Source organism: Gynurincola endophyticus (assembly GCF_003991195.1).
Lineage (GTDB): Bacteria > Bacteroidota > Bacteroidia > Chitinophagales > Chitinophagaceae > Gynurincola > Gynurincola endophyticus.
In genome coordinates this window covers 323,388-343,858 of the sequence record NZ_RCWL01000003.1, presented here as the reverse complement: position 1 = coordinate 343,858, position 20,471 = coordinate 323,388, and the positions used below count along the sequence as shown (strand labels likewise).

The 20,471-nt window shown below is 37.0% G+C and carries 19 protein-coding genes; 6 read left to right on the top strand and 13 right to left on the bottom strand.

Going from position 1 to position 20,471, the window contains the following annotated elements; genetic code table 11:
- Positions 1 to 60 precede the first annotated feature (60 nt).
- The 3 genes from D9O48_RS08080 to D9O48_RS08070 are packed head-to-tail and all read right to left on the bottom strand — an operon-like array spanning position 61 to position 2,559.
- Positions 61 to 1,395: a sensor histidine kinase gene (locus tag D9O48_RS08080; protein ID WP_126972440.1), complete on the bottom strand. Its 1,335-nt coding sequence runs from the start codon at positions 1,393 to 1,395 to the stop codon at positions 61 to 63.
- Between the two features lie 3 nt (positions 1,396 to 1,398).
- On the bottom strand, positions 1,399 to 2,076 hold the full coding sequence (locus D9O48_RS08075) for a response regulator transcription factor (RefSeq protein WP_126972439.1): 678 nt from the start codon (positions 2,074 to 2,076) through the stop codon (positions 1,399 to 1,401).
- Between the two features lie 57 nt (positions 2,077 to 2,133).
- Positions 2,134 to 2,559 carry a PaaI family thioesterase gene (locus tag D9O48_RS08070; protein ID WP_126972438.1) on the bottom strand — a complete coding sequence of 142 codons (426 nt, stop codon included), beginning with the start codon at positions 2,557 to 2,559 and terminating at the stop codon, positions 2,134 to 2,136.
- A gap of 118 nt (positions 2,560 to 2,677) precedes the next feature.
- Between D9O48_RS08070 and D9O48_RS08065 the strand changes: the two genes are divergently transcribed.
- Complete coding sequence (locus D9O48_RS08065) at positions 2,678 to 3,802, top strand: GNAT family N-acetyltransferase (RefSeq protein WP_126972437.1); 1,125 nt, start codon at positions 2,678 to 2,680, stop codon at positions 3,800 to 3,802.
- A gap of 62 nt (positions 3,803 to 3,864) precedes the next feature.
- On the opposite strand, the gene D9O48_RS08060 is transcribed toward D9O48_RS08065, so the two are convergent.
- The 3 genes from D9O48_RS08060 to D9O48_RS08050 all read right to left on the bottom strand — a co-directional run bounded on the left by D9O48_RS08060 (position 3,865) and on the right by D9O48_RS08050 (position 7,067).
- Entirely contained in the window at positions 3,865 to 4,524 is a 660-nt protein-coding gene (locus tag D9O48_RS08060) for a sterol desaturase family protein (protein WP_126972436.1), read from the bottom strand.
- A 56-nt stretch (positions 4,525 to 4,580) separates the two neighbouring features.
- On the bottom strand, positions 4,581 to 5,678 hold the full coding sequence (locus D9O48_RS08055) for a fatty acid desaturase family protein (RefSeq protein WP_126972435.1): 1,098 nt from the start codon (positions 5,676 to 5,678) through the stop codon (positions 4,581 to 4,583).
- Between the two features lie 114 nt (positions 5,679 to 5,792).
- Positions 5,793 to 7,067, bottom strand: a complete 1,275-nt coding sequence (locus D9O48_RS08050; RefSeq protein ID WP_233589211.1) for a serine hydrolase — start codon at positions 7,065 to 7,067, stop codon at positions 5,793 to 5,795.
- Positions 7,068 to 7,244: 177 nt separating this feature from the next.
- Here D9O48_RS08050 and D9O48_RS08045 point away from each other — a divergent pair, with 177 nt between their 5' ends.
- Both D9O48_RS08045 and D9O48_RS08040 read left to right on the top strand, forming a co-directional pair.
- Positions 7,245 to 8,249 (top strand): fumarylacetoacetate hydrolase family protein, encoded by a 1,005-nt coding sequence (locus tag D9O48_RS08045; RefSeq protein ID WP_126972433.1) that lies wholly within the window; start codon positions 7,245 to 7,247, stop codon positions 8,247 to 8,249.
- A 4-nt stretch (positions 8,250 to 8,253) separates the two neighbouring features.
- Complete coding sequence (locus tag D9O48_RS08040) at positions 8,254 to 9,135, top strand: flavin reductase family protein (protein ID WP_126972432.1); 882 nt, start codon at positions 8,254 to 8,256, stop codon at positions 9,133 to 9,135.
- 1 nt (position 9,136) lies between these two features.
- Here the strand turns inward: D9O48_RS08040 and D9O48_RS08035 are convergent, their stop codons facing one another.
- Entirely contained in the window at positions 9,137 to 10,594 is a 1,458-nt protein-coding gene (locus D9O48_RS08035; protein ID WP_126972431.1) for a PH domain-containing protein, read from the bottom strand.
- Positions 10,584 to 11,105 carry a PH domain-containing protein gene (locus D9O48_RS08030; RefSeq protein ID WP_126972430.1) on the bottom strand — a complete coding sequence of 174 codons (522 nt, stop codon included), beginning with the start codon at positions 11,103 to 11,105 and terminating at the stop codon, positions 10,584 to 10,586. Before D9O48_RS08030 ends, D9O48_RS08035 begins: the two co-directional genes overlap by 11 nt.
- A gap of 107 nt (positions 11,106 to 11,212) precedes the next feature.
- Between D9O48_RS08030 and lysS the strand changes: the two genes are divergently transcribed.
- Both lysS and D9O48_RS08020 read left to right on the top strand, forming a co-directional pair.
- Entirely contained in the window at positions 11,213 to 12,727 is a 1,515-nt protein-coding gene (gene lysS / locus D9O48_RS08025) for a lysine--tRNA ligase (protein ID WP_199750532.1), read from the top strand.
- Positions 12,728 to 12,882: 155 nt separating this feature from the next.
- Positions 12,883 to 14,382 carry an alpha-L-fucosidase gene (locus D9O48_RS08020; RefSeq protein ID WP_126972428.1) on the top strand — a complete coding sequence of 500 codons (1,500 nt, stop codon included), beginning with the start codon at positions 12,883 to 12,885 and terminating at the stop codon, positions 14,380 to 14,382.
- 91 nt (positions 14,383 to 14,473) lie between these two features.
- Here D9O48_RS08020 and D9O48_RS08015 read toward each other — a convergent pair whose 3' ends face one another.
- The 5 genes from D9O48_RS08015 to D9O48_RS07995 form a co-directional block, all read right to left on the bottom strand.
- A complete protein-coding gene (locus D9O48_RS08015) occupies positions 14,474 to 15,295 on the bottom strand; it encodes an SDR family oxidoreductase (protein ID WP_126972427.1) in 822 nt (273 codons plus the stop codon).
- Positions 15,296 to 16,050: 755 nt separating this feature from the next.
- Positions 16,051 to 16,659 carry an LPS export ABC transporter periplasmic protein LptC gene (gene lptC, locus D9O48_RS08010; RefSeq protein WP_233589210.1) on the bottom strand — a complete coding sequence of 203 codons (609 nt, stop codon included), beginning with the start codon at positions 16,657 to 16,659 and terminating at the stop codon, positions 16,051 to 16,053.
- Complete coding sequence (locus D9O48_RS08005) at positions 16,652 to 17,947, bottom strand: hypothetical protein (RefSeq protein ID WP_126972425.1); 1,296 nt, start codon at positions 17,945 to 17,947, stop codon at positions 16,652 to 16,654. Before D9O48_RS08005 ends, lptC begins: the two co-directional genes overlap by 8 nt.
- Entirely contained in the window at positions 17,947 to 18,684 is a 738-nt protein-coding gene (locus tag D9O48_RS08000) for a type III pantothenate kinase (RefSeq protein WP_233589209.1), read from the bottom strand. Before D9O48_RS08000 ends, D9O48_RS08005 begins: the two co-directional genes overlap by 1 nt.
- 70 nt (positions 18,685 to 18,754) lie before the next feature.
- Positions 18,755 to 19,396, bottom strand: coding sequence for an LON peptidase substrate-binding domain-containing protein (locus D9O48_RS07995; RefSeq protein ID WP_126972424.1), 642 nt, complete (start codon positions 19,394 to 19,396; stop codon positions 18,755 to 18,757).
- A 109-nt stretch (positions 19,397 to 19,505) separates the two neighbouring features.
- Between D9O48_RS07995 and D9O48_RS07990 the strand changes: the two genes are divergently transcribed.
- Positions 19,506 to 20,294, top strand: coding sequence for a glycosyltransferase family 2 protein (locus D9O48_RS07990; RefSeq protein ID WP_126972423.1), 789 nt, complete (start codon positions 19,506 to 19,508; stop codon positions 20,292 to 20,294).
- Positions 20,295 to 20,471 lie beyond the last annotated feature (177 nt).

Below are 20,471 nucleotides of genomic sequence, written 5' to 3'. Positions count from 1 at the left end.
ATTTTATGCAAAATTATCCGGCTAAGATTAAGGGTATTTTTGAAGTAGATTAGAAATAGATTAGAACGACAACAAAACCGTCGTTCCGTCACCGTTTGAGCTGATTTTTATATCAATTTTATGAAGCTTGAAGATAATATTTGCCAGCGACAATCCGATGCCCTTTCCCTGATATGAATGAGTATTTTCGCCCCTGTAAAAGTTTTGAGTAATTTTGCTCAGGTCTTTTTCAGAAATACCGATTCCGGCATCATGTATACGAATCTTTAATTTATTATTCTCTTCCAGTAACTCTACTTTCACTGGCTTATTATCTGAATACTTGATTGCATTTCCTATGATATTATTAATTGCTACCTGCAAAAGCTTTTCATTACCTGTAATAGTGAACAGCGACTCGTCTTCCACTTCAATATTCACATTAATACGGGCTCTCTTTTGCTGCGTTACTTCTTCTATAATATGCCATAGCACTTCATCAATACGAATTTTTTCTACTTCGATTGTTTGATTGGCTCCAGACAAAATCATCATCTGCTCTAATGTTTCTTCCAGATCAATGGTATATTGTTTAAGCTTCCGGATGACATCTTCATATTCCTCGTTCGTTCTCTCTTTACGATTAGTAACATCCATTGTTACCAGTAAAGCAGTAATTGGAGTTCTTAGTTCATGTGAAACATAATCAATGAAGTTTTTTTGAACAGAAAAGGTTTCGGCAATCCGTTCAACAAAATGATTATAAGTATTCACCAATGTTTCTACTTCAGTATAAGACTTATTAATCACAATCGGTTCATGAAAGTTTTTTGAATCTCTTTCCTGAATTTGCCTGATAATCTTAAAGATCGGGTTATAAGCTATATTTCCAAGAATCTGAGCAAAGATAAAGATCAACAAAACTCCACTGATCGAAACAATTGTGAGAATATTCAGGAGAGAAGTCATCTGCGTATTAAAGTCTTCTTTTGATTCTCTGGTCACAATCACAAAATCTCCCTGATTGTCGTTATAATATAAACCACTATAAAAGTACTTATCCGACTCAAACCGCCCTGTGCCGTTTCTGGCTACATAATCAACAAAAGAGCGATGAATATTTACATCATTTCGCATTTCGCCATCAAAGCGATTACCCAGTGAATCATAAACAATAATATTACTTCTTGAAATTGTTTTCAGCAATTTACTTTTAATACTTTCATGTTCACTTGAGGGAATTTCGTCTTTTTCCAGGTAATATATAGCTGCTAGTAAAGTTTTACTTTCTAATGACTGAAACTCCTGACTTTCTACTTTTTTATAAAACGATACATAAATTACCGCCGAAGCGATAATAATGATAACGCTGAAAATGAGTACAGCAAATAGTGAAAATCTGTTTTTAAGTTTCATGATCTAATCTTTGAACATATATCCAACTCCTTTTATTGTATGGATATACTTTTTGCCATTCTTTTCAATTTTGTTTCTCAGATAAGAGATATAAACATCTACAACATTCGACTGATTATCAAAAGTTATCCCCCAAACGGCATTCAATATTTGTATTCTGGTCACTGTTTTATCGATATTCTCTACCAGATACAACAGCAGTTTAAATTCTCTTGGTGAAAGTTCCAGTTCTGTACCTGATTGAAATACTTTATATTGATTAAGATCTATTATCAGGTCACCGATTTCAATATTAGAACTCACAGGTTCTTTCTGATGATAGTGCGTTCTTCTTGTCAAAGCCTTGATACGTGATAGTAATTCATCGAAATGAAAAGGCTTTACGATATAATCATCTGCTCCGCTATCCAATGCGCTTACTTTATCCTGTACCGTATTTAATGCACTCAACATCAGCACTGGTGTAAATACTTTTTTGAAACGAAGTGTTTGTACCAGCTGAATTCCATCCATTCCCGGCAGCATAATATCTACGATAACAAGATCCCAATCAATTGCGAGGTATTGATTCAATACATCTTCCGCTGATTTGCATAGTGTAACCACAAAGCCGTTTTCCTCCAATCCTTTGATTAGAAAGTCACTGATTCGTTTATCATCTTCTACCACTAGTATCTGCATTCTATTGCGATTTAATCATTGCTAAGTTATCGTATGTATGTTTCTCTTAATACAAGATTACTGATTTCTGCCGATTTTTGTACACATCATCGTTACTAATGCTGTTGAAACATGTGATTTTTCATTTTCGCTGACGCCATATACTTCCACTCTGATAATTGCCAGCTGCTTACCCGCTTTTAAACAAGTAGCTACCGCTTGCAACATTTCTCCAAATGCCGGCCGCAAGTAGTTGACTTTTAATTCTACAGTAGCCATATAAGAATCGTTTGGATATTGTGCGGCCGATAAGAAACCCGCAGCCGTATCTACCATTGCAGCAATAGTAGCTCCGTTAAATACTCCTGAAGGACGCTTGAAAGCCGGTTGCTCATTTATTACAATAACCAACTCTTCTTTCTTAAAACTTACGATACCAGCACTATATAGGTTTCTCACAGAAGATCGTTCAAAACTTTCTTTCAATTGTTCAATTCTGTCCACAGGTGTAAAATTTTAGATAAAATGAAATTAATTGAAATCTTATTAATAATCCTAACATCTTTCTAAGAATTTTAAGAGCAATTTTATCATAACTTTGAAGTAGCTAAATACATGAGATATGGATGTGATTGAAGTAAACTCGAAATTATTGAATAAGGCTTTCATTGGTTTGCCAAGATTGTTGTATAAAAATGATCCGAACTTCATCAGCCCTCTCGACAATGACATTGAAGCCGTTTTCAATCCAGAAAGAAACAACTTCTTCAAACACGGCGTATGCACAAGATGGTTACTAAAAGATAAAGACCGCTATATAGGCAGGATTGCCGCATTTATTGATTTCGAAAAATCACGCATTAAGTCACAACCTACCGGAGGAATAGGTTTTTTTGAATGTATTCAGCATAAAGAAGCTGCTTTCAAATTGTTTGATACGGCCATAACCTGGCTCAAAGAACAAGGTATAAAAGCAGTGGAAGGTCCTATTAATTTTGGAGAAAATGACAAATATTGGGGGTTGCTGGTAGAAGGTTTCAAACCACCCAGCCTGAGTATGAATTACAATCCACCTTTTTACCAGAATTTCTTTGAAAGCTACGGTTTCGTAAAAGAATATGATCAGTATACAAACTTTCTGGACGCTTCTATACCGATGCCGGAAAGATTTACCAGAATATCTGATTGGGTAATGAGAAAACCCGGTTACACATTTGAACATTTTGATAAAAAACAGTTCGACCGTTTTGCTGCTGATTTTCAGGAAATATACAATGACGCCTGGAGCACTTTCCAAAACTTTACTCCATTGGAAATGGCGACCATTAAAGAATCTTTTCGGCAGATGGAGACCATTATGGACCCTAAAATTATATGGTTCGCGTATCACGAAAACAAACCTGTTGCGTTTATTCTCTGCTTACCAGACGTTAATCAGATTCTGAAACACGTAAACGGAAAGCTTGACCTGATCGGAAAACTCAAATTCCTGTATTATAAAAAAACAACAGTCGTTGACCGTCTCAGAATAATTATTATGGGATGTAAGAAAAAATATCAGCAACATGGCATGGAATCGGCACTGATCAGATGTTTACAAAATGAGGTACTACCCAGAAATACGATCAAAGGTGTAGAACTCGCCTGGGTAGGTGACTTTAATCAAAAAATGATTGCTATTCACGAAGCAACAGGTGCCGTTAGAGACAAGGTACACAGAACTTACAAATATAAAATTCCGGAATAAAAAAAGAGACTGCTATTTATAAAAACAGGAGCAGTCTCTTTTATAATATACAATCAACAAACTTATTTAAATTTAAGCTCATCCACTTTTTTCTTGTCTTCTTTTTCTTTGCGCAAGTCAAACATAGTTCCGAAAATTCTATCCCAGAACGTGGTACTCACTCCAAAGCCTTTATCCTCGTCTTTATAATGATGAAGGTGATGATTTCTCCACAGTGGCTTCATCCACTTAAAAGGAGGATTCCATGCATGTATAGCATAATGCATTGTTCCATACATCAGGTATCCCAGAATAAAACCAGGGAAAAACATAAATGCATAATTACTCATGATTAAATATTGTGCACCGAAAATTAATGCCGCCAATATAATACTTGGCACCGGTGGCATAAATAAACGCTGACGGTCTCTTGGATAATGATGATGATTACCGTGCATTGTATACACAATCTTTTTCATCTTAGGGCTATCAGTAACCCAGTGAAACAAAAACCTATGTGCAAAATACTCGAAAAGCGACCATGCAAAAATAGATGCAATAAAAATAATCGCTACTGTTTTAACCGGGTATCCCAAAGTATTATGAGAATAGTAAGGTAGATAAATAATCAGCGGTAAATACATTCCCCAAATTACTAAGGGATGCGTTTTCGTCAGCATTTCTAAATAAGGATTGTTAAACAATCTTGCCTGCCCTTTGTTGTGAATCTTCTCAAACTTCATAGTGTTTCGTTTTTCTTATGAAATGGAAAGGTTCAACCTCACCTGAATTTATTTTATTACATCGTTTCTTCAAACAGATTATCTACGGTTCCGTTCTTTTTTAATAATTTATAATGATTCTTTAATGAACTCCATAATGTGAATCTTTTATACGGCAAATCATATCTTTCTGCATATTCCATCACTTTTACCGTTATTTCCGGATAATAAGCATGGTTGATATTCGGAAACAAATGGTGTGCTACATGATAGTTAAAGTTTCCCATTAGGAATCTGGTAACAAAATTTTGACCAATTATATCATTTGTTGTTTTCAACATATGCACACTCCAGCTATCCGGCAATTCCATTGACTCATCTGTCACAGGAAAGTCAGCATATATGTTTGCATGTGGGCTTAATAATACGATCAATGAAAAAATACTGGCTGTAAAAATCATTGATAGAAACCCGCTTATGATCACCCATATCGACCAGTTTAATACCCAATAAGGAATTAATATGAGATACAATAGAAAAAATAACTTGAAAAAGAAAAGTTTAAAGTATTCTATTGCGGGAATCTCTATCAGTTTCCAGATTGTTTTTTTCTTATTGAAATAGTCCTTAAAATCTCGTACCAATAACCAATTCAATAAATAAAACGGGTATATAACAGGTAAATAAATATGTTGATACCTATGATACCAACGCGGGGTATCATTAGGAAAAACACTCAAGAGGCTACTTTGTTCAATATCTGTATCCCAATCTTGAACATTTGGATAGTTATGGTGAAACCTGACGTGCCTGAGTTTCCAAACGTAGCTATTGGCACCCATCAGATCAAAGAGGTATACATACCACCGGTTCCATTGATTACTTTGAAATATTGTTTTATGAACCGCATCATGTATATTATTCAGAAAGATGATAACCAGTAATAAACCCAGTGATATATATGTAGCAAATAATATCCATTTTATGTTTCCATAGGTTAATAACAAAACATAAGTACAGATATACATGAATGGAAATAATACCGCCTTCAAATAAATCTCTCTACGGCGTTGCGGAGCCAATGCTTTTACGACGTTCTGTACGTCTTTACGTAATGCTGCAAAATCAGCAGCGTCTCTCTCACTGGTATAATTCGGCTTTCTTTGCTTTTCCATAAGAATCAATAATTTCAAAACTATTGTTCTACAAAAGTTCAGGCGCAAAGAGGTCTTCTATAAAGATAAGGTTTTTTTCATAAAAAAAGAGGCTGAAATCCAGCCTCTTGTATATTATCTTGAGAAGTATTTTGTAAACTTTTTCAGGTCAGGCTGTTGCTTTCTTTTACGTTCCAACTCATATTTGTATATGATTTCACCAATCTCCTTAAAGTACGGATACCCCGTCTCGTCATAATCATATTTATCATCGTTGATAACTCCATCTTTATTTGAGTAAATGTTTCCCGTGATCATAAACTCTACATTTTTTTCCGTGTCGATAATGTACGCAGCGTCCGTTAAAAAGCCATAGCTCCAGCCGGCCTTATTAAATACACGTATAGCTGGCGGCACTTTATTCTTATTGGCCCTGAAGAAGAAGAACTTGGTATAACTATCGAAGAACCTCGCAGTATCATACCGGGGAAATTCACTTTCAAATGGAAGTGACCCCATTGAACGATATAATAATTCGTAATCGTCTTCTGTAAGTTTAAACCTTTTTGTTACCGGAACCGTTTCGGGAAAAATAACGGTTTGTAACATTCTGTGCAGGTCTTCTATTGTAAAAATATTATGGGTCGTGAAATCGAAAGGAGCTGATACATATTTACCGTCCTTATCCATATGAGCATTGCCAATCAATAATTTCTTTGAAAAATCAAAAGCACTATCATTATATTGCGCAGGCTGTTGATAGATTAACTCATTTCCTTTTACAAAACGGATCGGGTTTGTGTAGAGGTTACCATTATCCGGCACAGCCTGAAATCTTCTGGTAATCCGGGTTCCGGTATAGCCCAGTTCTACTAATCGTGAATTGAGATGTTTGTTTCCCACCAGTTCAAATAAACGGTTATAACTATCGTTATCCGAAACCAGAAAAATTCTTTTTACATAATGAGCCACGCTCGGTAAACCTGAGGCAGAACTTGTATCTGCCCATACTTTCCACTGCATCGGAGCCGCACTATCCGTAAGCATCGTAGTATACTTGTTCACCCCCTTTGACTTCAGCTCATTCATCTGTTCCAGCGCTATTAATGCTGTAGGCAATTTGACTGTGGAGGCCGGATTGTGATAACGATTCGCATCAACATTCATTTTGTAATGAGTTAGATGTGGCACATTGTGCTTATCACGATCAATCTTCGTGTAAATCAATTGATAACGGAAAGTGTCTGGTTGATTTAAAATCTCCAGTAAAGCCGGAGATGCTTTTTCCCGGATCAGCTGTTCAAGCCACTGGTCATTTTTTGACTGTGCCTGCAAACCGGATATCGCCAGCATCATTAGCAACAATACAGAAACATACTTCATTGTATACAAGGGTTCATTTCTGTTCAAGTTAATTTTTTTTGAAGAATATCTAAAAAATACTTCCCAGTCTATGACGAACTTTTAATGATTCTAAAAGTTTTTAATCAGAAAATGAATCTTTATTGATATAATTTCAATTTATCTAAGTATATTTTGTACCTGACAATTGAGCAAACTGTATATTGCGTAAATAATAGTTTAACAATGAAACTGGTATCATATCTCCTGAAAGGCAAAGATCGCCTGGGACTACTTTACAACGATCGCATATTTGATATGGAAATGTTTATCGAAGGCATTTCTTCAATGAAATTATTTTTAGATAACTGGAATCTCCATTATCCAAAAGCCATAGAGGGGCTGGAAAAAATCAAACAAGGAAAAATATCTCAGGAACACAGTTTTGCTTTAACCGATGCAAACCTGATGGCACCTGTTCCCTGCCCTACTTCCTGTCGCGATGGGTATGCTTTCAGACAACACGTTGCCGCAGCCAGAAGAAATAGAAAAGTTCCGATGATTCCCGAGTTTGATCAATATCCTATATTCTATTTTACCAACCATAACAGTGTGATGGGCCCCGGTGATATCCCTTGCATGCCCGATCACTTCCACAAACTCGACTTTGAGCTGGAAGTTGCTGTGGTACTATGTAGAAAAGGAAGAAACATCAAAGCAGAAGAAGCCGATCAGTATATCGGAGGCCTCATGATCATGAACGATATGAGTGCACGTACTTTACAGATGGAAGAAATGCTATTGAACCTCGGACCGGCTAAAGGAAAAGATTTTGCTACTGTTATCGGCCCATGGCTGGTGACACTCGATGAGTTAAAAGAATATGAAGTTGCTGCTAAAAAAGATCACGTAGGTAAAAACTGGAACCTTCGCATGCAATGCCGTGTGAACGGAGATCTTTTAAGTGACGGAAATGTTGCTGATATGGACTGGACATTTGCTGAAATTATAGAAAGAGTTTCTTACGGAGTGGATGTATATCCCGGAGATGTAATAGGAAGTGGTACAGTAGGAACCGGCTGCTTATTAGAATTAAACGGAACTGCAAAACTTGAAAATCCCGATTATCAGGAAAGATGGTTAAAAGACGGCGATGTAGTAGAAATGGAAATTACAGGCTTAGGAACTCTTGTAAATACTATTCGCGCAGAAAAAACCAACCATTCGATACTGGCAAAAAAGAAAATATAAGAATATGATTATTGAACTGAAAGAACTAAGTGCTGCTCAGCAACAACATTACCTTCAACACGCAATAGCCCCACGCCCCATTGCTTTAGCGTCTACTATTGATGAAGATGGAAATGTGAATTTAAGTCCTTTTAGTTTTTTCAACTTATTCTCCACGAATCCGCCGATTGTAGTGTTTTCCCCTTCCAGAAGAGTCAGAAACAATACAATCAAACATACACTCGAAAATGTTCAACAAACTAAAGAAGTTGTCATTAATATTGTTGAATACCCAATGGTTCAGCAAATGAGCCTGAGTAGTTGCGAATTCACTAAAGGAGTAAACGAATTTACAAAGGCAGGATTTACCGCCGTACCGGCATCAAAAGTTAAGCCGCCACTGGTTAAAGAATCAAGAATAAATTTAGAATGTATTGTAAGAGATATTTATTCATTGGGCGATCAGGGCGGAGCCGGCAATCTTGTTATCTGTGAAGTGATTGTGATGCATATTGCCGATGAATTGTTAGATGAGCATGGCAAGATGGATCAGACTAAAATAAATCATGTAGCAAGACTGGGAGCTAACTGGTACACCAAAGTAGATACCGATAGTTTATTTGAGGTTGAAAAACCAAATATCAACATCGGAATCGGTTTCGATCAACTGCCGGATGCTATTCGGCTAAGTAGCTTTCTAACAGGAAACGACCTGGGAAAGCTGGCTAATGTAAGTGAAATACCTGCAGCCGACGCTAGTTTTACCGATGACCATCTGACACATATCATTGAGTACTATTCTTTGCAACCTAAGGAAATGGAAGAAGAACTACACAAGTATGCACACACTTTATTAGAAAAAGATAAAGTATCTGAAGCCTGGCAGATTTTACTCTACAACGAATAAATTATAACCAGCTTCTCGATGATTGCGCCGTCACGTATACTACATGATTTTGTATCCTTAAGGCATCTTCATAATTAATATAAGGAATTGTAATAATACCCGAGGCCGTTACTAACTGAACGTTAGCGACGGCTTTTCTTTTTTGTAATACTGTTTGTGTAATACCTATATTCTGTATATTTTTCCACTGCAACAATTCCACCTGCCTGCCCCATACGCCCGAATCAATCTGCACCGCCTCTTCATTCACATAAAAACGATAGTTTTTTACATACAACCTGCTCACTATAAACTGATACACCATTAAAGGAATAATAACCAGTAATATCCAGTAGCTCTCATAAAAGTAAGCCGCGGTTGCCACCACAACAAAAATCACTAACGAAGGTATTATCATTAATCTGATCCAGTATGAAGCATGTACCCGATTAGTTGCTGACTCTTCTGTAAGATCATGATAATAGGTGTTCAGAATATTCCTGTACATCTCTTTATCGAATACCGGAAATGTAAAAGATTTTTTGTTTTCTTTATTACTTTCTCCTGCCTGCGACTGACGAAGAATTATATTGTATATATTCCATTTTTTTCGCCACCAGTTTGTTTTCATGCGTACAAACTGAACTTTACGAAAAGGAATAACTGTGTTCTTTTTATCTATCAGCCCTGCCTGATATTGATATGACAAATGATCTTTCTGTAATACAAATCCATCAAACTTTAAAAAAGTTTTTATAACAGAATAAGCAATTGCCAGTATTAAAACAATTAAAATAACGTATACGTACACACTTAACTCGTACCAATGAAAAATATATTTATTAGTAATATCACGTACCCAGTCGTCGCCCATCAGTTCACGCATCCGGTTTAAATAGATCCAGGAAATACCCAGTACAAGGAAAAAAGTTCTGATATGATTGTCAGAAATTGCAAATCTTAATAATTGGGCACTGTTTAAACGGAGCAAAGGTTCTTTCTTCTCTTCAATGGTCTCATCTGCAGAAGCTTTTTCTAAAATAATTTCCTTCAATTCAAGTGCTTTTCGCATTTCAATGGAAGGTATTTCCCCTTCTGTTTTATTAGTGCCTGCTGTTTCAATTTTCATGAGCGCCAGGCCGAAGGGCTGATGCAAAAATCTTTGCTCAATATTGATTCCCGTAATTTTTTTAAAGGGAATATTAATTTTTTCTTTTTTAAACAACCCATATTCAATGATGAGCGATTGCTCTTGTACGTAGTAATTAAAAGTACGCATTTTTATAAGGGCATTGATCAGCGTAATGACGGGATAAACGATGACCAGCAGCTGCCACATAAAATCACTGGTTCTCCGTGAAGTGATCAACACGATCAACGGAACCAATAACGTTTTCAATGTTTTTGTGAGAGAAACGGTCAGAATATACCAGATACCATTGACAGGTAGTTTTTGAGGTTCATTATAACTATTTGTCATTGGCTTCAATTTGTTGTGCTATCCACAGATTTACCCTGTCTGCTGTTTCTTTTTTCAATCCGCGTATTGTTAAATCATCACCTGAACTTCCAGCTGTAAAAACAGATACGGAAGACAAGCCAAATAATCGCTCTACCGCGTTGGATTGAACGGATGCGTGCTGAATTCTGGAGATAGGAAACGATTGCAACTTTTTTACGAGCCAGCCGGTTTTATAAAGAATATCCTTATCTCTCAACGCATAACCGGTATTCTTAAATTTTAAATAAATTGAAATATAATTGAAAATGGCATATGCCAGCCATATCCCTCCAAGCAGATATCGATAGCGGAAAACTTTCCATTGAGGAAAAAAGTACATTAATGCATATACAGCTACTAATATGATAATCAAAAAGATAAACGTCTCCCAAAAACGCACTCTTTTGTAGTTTGAAGCAAGTGGCTGATATTGAACCTCTTCTGCAATTGGCAATTCCTCTACTAAAACAATTTTATTTTCGCGGTTCATTATTCTTCTTTTTCGATTGTCTCCAATTTAGATAAATTCTTCTAAAATAGCAATCCATCCTTTTTAAAACAGTAAATGTATTATTTTTGCCACCTTAAATTTCTGTCATGCAATTATCCGAACAAGAGATCATACGAAGAGAAAAGCTGAAAGAGCTGGAAGCTTTAGGAATTAACCCTTATCCGGCACCATTGTACCCTGTGAATATCACTGCTGCCGAAATAAAGGAAAAGTACAAGGGTGAAGAAAATAAGAGTGAATTCGCTGAAGTATGTTTAGCCGGGCGGATAATGAGCATTCGCGACATGGGAAAAGCTTCTTTCGCCGTCATGCAGGATTCCAGCGGACGTATTCAGTTCTATATGAAAAGAGATGAGGTTTGCCCGGAAGATGATAAAACGCTTTACGACAAAGTATGGAAACACCTCGTAGATATCGGTGATTTTATCGGTATCAAGGGTTATGTTTTCACTACCAAAACCGGTGAAACCTCTGTACACGTGCGGGAGTTTACTTTCTTATCCAAATCGCTAAAACCGTTACCGATTGTAAAAGAAAAAGAAGGCGAAACTTTCGATGCCGTTACCGATCCCGAATTCCGCTACCGTCAGCGTTATGCCGACCTGGTAGTAAATCCGGAAGTAAAAGCCACTTTCCTGAAACGTACTAAACTGATTAATACAATTCGTCAGTTTTTAAATGAAAGAGGTGCCCTCGAAGTAGATACACCGGTATTACAAGCTATCCCCGGTGGCGCAGCCGCACGTCCGTTTATTACTCATCATAATGCATTAGACGTTCCTTTTTACCTGAGAATCGCTAATGAACTTTATCTGAAACGCTTAATCGTAGGTGGTTTTGACTGGGTATATGAGTTTTCGAGAAACTTCAGAAATGAAGGGATGGACAGAACGCACAACCCTGAGTTTACCGTTTTAGAATGGTATACTGCTTATAAAGATTACTACTGGATGATGGAAACAACTGAAAATCTTTTTGAACGTATAGCAATCGAATTACACGGAACAACACAGGTTGAGCTGGGCGATCATCAGATTGAATTCAAAGCACCGTTCAAACGTATCAGTTTGTTTGATGCCATTAAAGAATATACCGGAATCGACGTGAGCGGTTTCAACGAAGAGCAGCTAAGAGATACCTGTAAACAATTGAGTATTGAAACTGATAAAACAATGGGTAAAGGAAAGTTAATTGACGCTATCTTCGGTGACAAATGTGAACACCACTTTGTACAACCAACATTCATTACCGATTATCCGATTGAAATGAGCCCACTTACTAAAAAACACCGTTCTAAAGAAGGACTGGTAGAAAGATTTGAGCTTTTCATCAACGGTAAAGAAGTAGCGAATGCGTATAGTGAGTTGAACGACCCGATTGATCAGAGAGAACGTTTCGAAGATCAAACCCAGTTAATGGAACGCGGCGACGATGAAGCCATGTATATTGATTACGACTTCTTAAGATCACTTGAATATGGTATGCCGCCAACATCCGGCATAGGTATCGGTATCGATCGCTTAACGATGATGATGACTAATCAGCAAAGTATTCAGGATGTGTTATTATTTCCGCAGATGCGCCCTGAAAAATGGGATTAATATATTTTCTTTTTATAAAACCGGTTCTTACAGAACCGGTTTTTTTGTATTCTCCGGTAATAGACGTTGCCCTAATCAACGTCCGTTTCATAAATTTCTGGCAGCTCCGGATTTTACTTATCTTCATAAAGCTCATTTACCCTTAAATTTTGTTCATGAACACTTTAAAAATAACACTCGGCTGTTTTCTTTTTTTTAGTTTGTTCAATGCTGTTCAGCCGGCTGCTCAAAATAATTTCGCTTTTATCCGGCCAGGCGACGATTCATTAGCCATCATCAAAAAAGCAGCAGCAGTAGTTCCTTCAAAACGCCAACTCGAATGGCAGCAATGGGAACGCACTGGCTTTTTACATTTTGGAGTGAATACTTTTACCGGTAAAGAATGGGGCGACGGTAAAGAAAATCCGGCCATTTTCAATCCAACCGATTTTGACGCGGAGCAATGGGTACGCATCGCTAAAAAAGCAGGAATTGAACTGTTAATCATCACTGCCAAACACCACGACGGCTTTTGTTTATGGCCCACTGCTACCACAGAACATTCCGTAAAAAATAGCCCTTTCAAAAAAGATATTGTACAAGAATTATCCATCGCCTGTAAAAAAGCAGGAATGCGGTTCGGATTTTATCTTTCCCCCTGGGATAGAAATTCTCCGCTTTACGGAACCGATCAATACAATGACTTTTTTGTAGCCCAACTTACCGAGTTAGTGACTCAATATGGTAAAATTGATGAAGTTTGGTTTGACGGAGCAAATGGTGAAGGACCGAATGGGAAAAAACAGCATTATGATTTTCCACGTTACTATGAAGTTATCCGTCAACATCAGCCGAAGGCCGTTATTGCTATCTCCGGACCCGACGTTCGTTGGGTAGGTACCGAAACCGGTTACGGAAGGGATACCGAATGGAGTGTTGTTCCGGTAAAAGCCAGCAGCTTCACACAAATTGTTTCTGATAAACTACACACAACAAATCTCGTAGCACCCGGAGATATGATGGAAACTGATTTAGGTTCACGTAAAAAAATTCAGTACGCCGAAGCATTGGCATGGTACCCCGCAGAAACTGATGTAAGTATTCGCCCGGGCTGGTTTTATCATGAAAAAGAAGACAGTCTGGTAAAGTCTGCAGACAAGTTATTGGATATTTATTTCAATTCTATCGGCAAAAATGGCGTACTGTTACTGAACATTCCACCTGATAAACGCGGAAGAATTCACGAAGCAGATTCAGCAGCATTGATTCAATGGAATCTTAAAATCAAAGAAATATTCAGTAACAACCTGCTGCTGCACGCAAGATCATCGTTGAAAAATACCCGACGTCTGTTTGACGATAATTATAAAACAACGATTCAAATAAACCACCCGCTTCCTTATGAATTCGTTTTTTCAACACCTCAACCGGTTCGAACAAACATCTTCATGATACAGGAAGATATTAGCAAAGGGCAAAAAGTGGAAGCGTTTTCGGTTTGGGTGAAAAAAGGTACTGAATGGCAGAAAATAACAGCAGCCACAACAATAGGTTACAAACGTATTTTAGAATTTGATGAGGTAACCGGCAGTGAGTTTAAGATAATTATTGAAGCGGCAAGAGGTGGAATTGTTTTATCACAGCTGGGGTTATATTATAATAACACAAAAAAATAAAAACAAAGACCCTGTCTTTGTAACTAATATACAAAAAAAAGCCATGATTTTCAAATAAAATCATGGCTTTATATCATTCAGGATCAATCTGTTACAAAAACAAATCCATCATTAATTTCATTTCTTTGTTTACAGCATACTTATCAAAATTACTCACTCCGGCAGCTGCCAGTATATCTTCATCGATAAAGAAGTTACCGGTACATTCGAAAGAAGGCTTTTTTAAAATTTCATACGCGGCATCCGCTACGATTTCAGGAGTTCTGCTTCTTTGAATTAAAAAATCTCCGCCCAGTAAATTCTGCACCGCAGCTGTTGCAATAGTTGTTTTAGGCCAGAGCGCATTTGATGCAATCCGATGTTGCTTGAATTCTTCGGCAAGCCCCATCGCTACCATACTCATCCCATACTTGGCCATAGTATAAGCCAGATGTTTTCCAAACCAGGTGGGATCTAAGTTAATAGGCGGGGATAGCGTTAATATATGCGGGTTTGATGCTTTTTTAAGATGTGGGATACAGGCTTTACTCATCATAAAAGTACCGCGCACATTAATATCATGCATCAGGTCATATCTCTTCTGATCTAATAACTCACTGTTATTCAGATTAATAGAACTAGCATTATTAATTAGTATATCAATACCGCCAAAAGTGTCAATGGTCGTTTTTACAATATGTTCAATACTTTCATCGTAGCGGATATCTCCCTGCAAAGGCAACACATTACCAGGACCGGCCTTAGCTATTTCTTCTGCAGCGGTGAAAATTGTACCCTCTAATTTCGGATGCGGATCAACGGTTTTCCCTACAATTACGGTATTGGCTCCATGTTGTGCAAGCTTTATGGCTATTGCTTTTCCGATACCTCTCGTACTACCCGTAACAAGCACAGTTTTATTAGAAAACTCCATAAATATCTGGTTTAGATGAAAGTAAACAATTAAATATAGCCTATTTTCAGGGTAAAAAAAAGCAGAAATATACGAAACTAACAAATCGTAAATCTACTACTTTAGTGGTAAAAAATGAGGTCAAAAGAAAGGGCAGTTTTGCTCTTGTTCACCAATCCGATTCGTGCTAAATTTGTGTTAGATGATTGATGATAACGAGCGATTCACAATCCAATATCAGAAAAACAATATCCAATATCTGTGGTAAAACACAAAGTCCAAAAAGTCCAAAAAAACCGTAATCGCTTATTATTATTAAGACTCTAAAATCCTAGAAACCGAAAAACCTTATTTGTCCAATTATCCTTTAGAAAAAAAGAAATTCACTTGTACCTAGAAGACCTGTATTGTTGGTAAGGTTGTACAAAAAAATTGAACCCCGTCAGTAGTGACGGGGTTTTTTTATTATAAATCGCTACAATTAAATTCATAAAGTATCTTGTGATTCAAATACCCTAGAAAATGCAGTACAAACAAGTTTGTTTATAAAATACTGTCATTTTTCACACACAAGTAGGTTTGTTTATAATAAATTAAGAGCTAGCATTATTGTTTATACGTTTTGCTAATTTTTCATGTACAAACACTCATCATTTTTTTACCAGTCCAACTTTTCTTTAAAGACTTAAAAATCAACAAACAAATAATCCTTAAAGCTAATTAAGGTATTCATTTAACCATTAACGAATGGTGCTGGCAATAATAATCTGATTATTTTACTGTTCAGGAGGCGGGGGTATCGAATCGTTGTTATCCGGTGGAATCGGCAACTGTCCGTTTTTAATGGAGTAAAATTCATACCAGCTAAGGTCTTGTTTTGCCTTTAATCCCTTTTGCGGATTGGCAATGGTACCGTCTTTTTTAGTAATGCGGGCTGGTTTTTCAGTATAAAAGAGTTCCTGGGTTTGGTCCCACCAAAGCTCATTCGTTCTTAAAGTATCTTCATTAATGATATTGATCACTACTACTGAATCTCTGAGGAGAATTTTGCTTTCATATTCCCGGTATTTCGCATACTTAGCGGTTAAGATTGTTTCTATCGCCCCGGAGTCATTAAAAAATTCTACATATAAGGCATCGGGAAACTCAATAAATGGAGAATCGAGAAGTGCACGTACCATTTCTTCTGCTACCAGTTTGGCTTTAATTTTACCATTTTGGCTCAAATAGCTTTCTACTCCTGAAGAAACTTCAAGTTTTAGTTTATTATCGGCCGAAGTATCTATCACCGGCTCATCTGTGCACGCAAAAAGAAAAAAGCAGCCCAATGAAAGAGCTGCCAATCTTTTCAGAATATATTGATATTTCATGAATTGCTTAATCATACTTACGCTTAATAAACCAAATATCATTAAGAGATAAACCTACAGTTAACTGAAAATAATTTTCTCTCAGAAGAGAGTTTTTATCTCCTCTTTTTCCGTATTCAAATGTAGTTTGAATTACTGAAAACTGGTTTGAATAAGGAGATTTTCTCATGGGGAATGACATACCGGCTGATACTGCCCAGGTATTCAGATCTTCATTGATCGATACATAGTCTTTACCGAAATTCACGCCTGCGCGGTAGTAAACGTTTGACCAGTAGTTTTCTCCCCCCTTAGGCAGAATCTGGAATCCTGTTTTTATCTGCCATGAATCATTTACCAGGTCTTTCTGGTTAAAGAAACGGTACTCACTCCATTTGGCAGATACATAGTCTACACCGAATTGCCACTTATTGATTCTATTGAAAATAAAACCAATACCGTAATTGGTAGGTAGCGTAAGTTTTCCGGATTCTTCATCAGAAGTAAATACTGAGTCAATAGTTACATTGGCGCCGGTATTACCATTGAAAGTATACGTTTCACGGATATTTTGACGGGTAGCTTTTAAATCAGTAGTTGTTCTCCCATATGCACCCAGTTGCAAAACTGATTTTTTACCCATTGGGATGGAATATTGAAGACCTCCGGTAAACACCATACCGTTCATTGAAGATTGCGTCTGGTGATTAGAACGATAGTAATTTACGGTATCATTCAGGAAGGTTCTTCTGGTAGAATAATCTTTTGAACCGAAGTGATATTCGGCATTCACACCTACCGAGAAGTTTTTGAATACTGTGATTGCGGTACCTATATTTGCCACATATAAACCACCGGTACCTTCATACATATTATTAACAGAGTCGGTAGAAGATCCGAAACTCAGGCGTTCACCCTGAGCAATTTTATATGAAATCCTTGATAATGGTTTCAAGCCCAAAAATAAATTCCAGCCTTGTTTTTTTGCTAATGGTAATCCTAATTGCAGGTAAGAAATATTAGGACTATAATTACTGTACTTTTCCGGAGGAGTTCCTGAACGGATCGTACGGTTACTGATTTCCACACCAAAGTTGAAGGCAGTTGAAGTCAGTTTGCTGTTAGCTGCAGGATTAATCAAGTTCAGATTGGTATAATCGTAATAAGCAGCTGATACGCCGCCCATTCCTCTATTAATTGCATTCTGTGTGTTTAATAGATCACCGATTCCATATCTGGAGTACGGAGAATTATCTGATTGAGCCAGCAAATTTGAACTTGTAAACAAACCGGCAATAACTAAAAGCCTTAATTTCTTATACATTAGATTGTTTCGTTATTATACTCACTAATTGCATACAGCCCTTTGTATATCAAATAGGGGTCTGCAAATATCTTGTTTTTAAAATGATAGTCCAAAAAGGGTGTATCTCCACCTGTTAAGAGCACGTTAAAATTATGATACTTTTTCCGGTATTCATCGATAATTCCATCAATTTCCTTGACTAAACCCAATATTACACCGCTTTGAATATTGGTTTTAGTATCATATCCTACCAGTGGAAAGTTCCAGTCTTTTGTTACCAATGGCAATTTAGCCGTAAACTCATGTAAAGCTTTAAAACGCATTTCCAGGCCGGGCGAAATACCCCCTCCCAAAAATTCATGCTTTTTATTGATAAAATTATAGGTAACTGCTGTACCTAATCCGATAATTAAATTATTCGAATTCGGATAAAGATTTACAGCTGCTACGACCATTGCTAACCGGTCGGCTCCGATGGTTTGCGGGGCGCCTACCGGAGAGGTAACCGGAATTTTCGATTGGTAACTCAACAAATGAAACCGGGTATGTTCTTTCAGGAGTGTTTCCAGTTCCGGATTATGATTGATTACCGATGATAAAATTGATTTTACCGGTTTATACTTTTCCAGTATGGGTTGAATCGTAGCTACAGCATCATTTTCCAGTACCAATAATTCTTTAAAATCACCGTCTTCAAATACGGCTAGCTTTTTTCTGGTATTACCAAAGTCAAAACAAAATGTAATCTGACTCAATCGTTCTGATTTAGTTGTAGAATGTTAGATAAGGCAACAAAAATGCACTAAAAATTTCATCTTACAAACATTAATCAAAATCAAACCCCTTCAGATTTTTAAAATGTCCGTTAAGTTTTACCTTTTCTTTTAAACCCGCCAAATTTTTCACAATTGACAAAATGTTCAACAGATGTAAACGCATTAATTCTAATCGTTGTACTTCCTTTAAAAAGGTTAATAAACGGTATTCTTCTTCTAAAGGAAGTCCGATATGATGTGCAAAATCGTAACTCAACATCTCAGCCACTTCTTTATCAAACTTTTTATTCAGGTTTAACTCACTATGCAATGTCAGCATCAATTCATACACTTTATTAAACACCTCTGAATCTAAACGTTTAACTTCATTTTCAGGATGAAATACGATGGCGTTGTGCGGAAGTAATGCATCGGTCGACTTGATAAATTCAAGAATCCGCACCGGGTTAATTCCTTCAATGGTAACATCCATTTTTCCATCTTCGTACTCCTTTCTAACGTCGAGCAATTGAACACAAGTGGCAATTTCCTGTAACTGGTTGTTTAGCATCACTCCCATTACAAAAGGTTTTTTACTTTCAACGGCTGTCTTAATCAGATGAATATACCTTGGTTCAAATATGTGCAGATTCACTCTTTCTCCCGGATAAACCACAAGCTCTAACGGGAATATGGAGTGATAGTTTGTCATTTTTATTCGTTTATATTTGCAATCTAAGGCTTTGTCGGTATTTCTCCTGAATTTTCAGGTTGAAAACAAGCCATCCGACACAAATTTTAACATTCTACATGCTTATATAATGAGTACACCATTATCCGTTGTTATCATTACTAAAAATGAGGAGAAAAATATTGGACGGTGTTTAGAGTCTGTTTTACCGGTAGCTGATGAAATTGTTGTGGTAGATTCGTTATCTGACGACAATACTAAAAACATTTGTCTTCATTATGGAGCCAGGTTTATAGAACAGCCATTTCTGGGTTATATTCAACAAAAAAACTTTGCATTAAGCCAGGCCACTCACGCATTCGTATTATCGTTGGATGCAGACGAAGCATTAGACAGCCAACTGGTTCAATCGATTCTTGCAATTAAACAACAGGCAGCTCCGGCCAGTGCTTATAAAATGAACAGGCTCACTAACTTTTGTGGCCGCTGGATCCGGCACGGCAGATGGTATCCTGATCAAAAAGTCAGGTTATTCAATAAGGAACAGGCAGAATGGGGAGGAGAAAACCCTCATGATAAAATCATTTTAGCAAACGACGCTCAACCAATACACCTCAAAGGGGATATTCTTCACTATAGCTACTATACAATTGAAGAATATTTAAACCAGATCAATAAATTCAGCACTATTCAGGCTGAGGGATTATATAAGAGAGGGAAAAAAGCCAGTGCCATTAAAATTTACCTGAATCCGGTTATTGCATTTATCCGGGCGTATCTCTTTGGTGCCGGTTTTCGTGATGGTTACAGAGGCCTTATAATAGCTTACGGTATTGCCTATACGACTTTGTTAAAGTACGCAAAACTTAAACTATTAAATGAAAAGTCAACAACACAGCAAACCGAACAGACATCATAATCTGATCTTTTAAGATTTGGCTGAGATGCGATTTTGCAGGCTGGTATGCCGGGCAGGTATTTTCAGGAAACCCTTTACCCGCCTTGAGTGTCCGTAAAACTTATCATGCCCGCAAATGTATTTTTATGTACCTTCACTTTTACGCTGATTTAAACCCGATTAACTTGAAATGGCTCA

Coding starts and splice junctions, on each gene's coding strand:
- lysS (WP_199750532.1), top strand. CDS start 11,213: ATGCAATTATCCGAACAAGAGATCATACGAAGAGAAAAGCTGAAAGAG.
- D9O48_RS08005 (WP_126972425.1), bottom strand. CDS start 17,947: ATGTATAAGAAATTAAGGCTTTTAGTTATTGCCGGTTTGTTTACAAGT.
- D9O48_RS07990 (WP_126972423.1), top strand. CDS start 19,506: ATGAGTACACCATTATCCGTTGTTATCATTACTAAAAATGAGGAGAAA.
- D9O48_RS08015 (WP_126972427.1), bottom strand. CDS start 15,295: ATGGAGTTTTCTAATAAAACTGTGCTTGTTACGGGTAGTACGAGAGGT.
- D9O48_RS08080 (WP_126972440.1), bottom strand. CDS start 1,395: ATGAAACTTAAAAACAGATTTTCACTATTTGCTGTACTCATTTTCAGC.
- D9O48_RS08035 (WP_126972431.1), bottom strand. CDS start 10,594: ATGACAAATAGTTATAATGAACCTCAAAAACTACCTGTCAATGGTATC.
- D9O48_RS08030 (WP_126972430.1), bottom strand. CDS start 11,105: ATGAACCGCGAAAATAAAATTGTTTTAGTAGAGGAATTGCCAATTGCA.
- D9O48_RS08075 (WP_126972439.1), bottom strand. CDS start 2,076: ATGCAGATACTAGTGGTAGAAGATGATAAACGAATCAGTGACTTTCTA.
- D9O48_RS07995 (WP_126972424.1), bottom strand. CDS start 19,396: ATGACAAACTATCACTCCATATTCCCGTTAGAGCTTGTGGTTTATCCG.
- D9O48_RS08045 (WP_126972433.1), top strand. CDS start 7,245: ATGAAACTGGTATCATATCTCCTGAAAGGCAAAGATCGCCTGGGACTA.
- D9O48_RS08055 (WP_126972435.1), bottom strand. CDS start 5,678: ATGGAAAAGCAAAGAAAGCCGAATTATACCAGTGAGAGAGACGCTGCT.
- D9O48_RS08020 (WP_126972428.1), top strand. CDS start 12,883: ATGAACACTTTAAAAATAACACTCGGCTGTTTTCTTTTTTTTAGTTTG.
- lptC (WP_233589210.1), bottom strand. CDS start 16,659: ATGATTAAGCAATTCATGAAATATCAATATATTCTGAAAAGATTGGCA.
- D9O48_RS08040 (WP_126972432.1), top strand. CDS start 8,254: ATGATTATTGAACTGAAAGAACTAAGTGCTGCTCAGCAACAACATTAC.
- D9O48_RS08065 (WP_126972437.1), top strand. CDS start 2,678: ATGGATGTGATTGAAGTAAACTCGAAATTATTGAATAAGGCTTTCATT.
- D9O48_RS08060 (WP_126972436.1), bottom strand. CDS start 4,524: ATGAAGTTTGAGAAGATTCACAACAAAGGGCAGGCAAGATTGTTTAAC.